Annotated in this window: 1 pseudogene; it reads left to right on the forward strand. The window is 73.4% G+C overall.

The window, feature by feature from the left end:
- Positions 1-126: 126 nt before the first annotated feature.
- Positions 127-319, forward strand: a pseudogene (locus H5411_RS46815) (IS30 family transposase); the annotation flags it as partial.

Below are 319 nucleotides of genomic sequence, written 5' to 3' on the forward strand. Positions count from 1 at the left end.
CTTGGGTTCTAGTGGTGGTTGCAGCACCTGAGTTGTGCAGGAGTTGCAGTGGCCGGGGTCGGTGGGGATCGGGCGTCGCGGGGTCGGGTGCGGTTGGCTGCGGAACGCCGCCGGTATTTTGATCTTGTGGCGGAGGGCGTGGGCACGGTCGAGGCGTGCCGGATTGTCGGGGTCGGCCGCAGGACCGGGCATCGCTGGCGGCACGGGCGGCCGAGCCGGGCCGGCGCGAACGCCCGCCCGGCTCCCGCCCGGCCCGGGCCGGGTTCGGACCGGTTCCTCTCGGTCGAGGAACGGATCGCGATCGCGGACGGGCTGGCGA

This window comes from Amycolatopsis echigonensis, from assembly GCF_014174495.1.
Lineage (GTDB): Bacteria > Actinomycetota > Actinomycetes > Mycobacteriales > Pseudonocardiaceae > Amycolatopsis > Amycolatopsis echigonensis.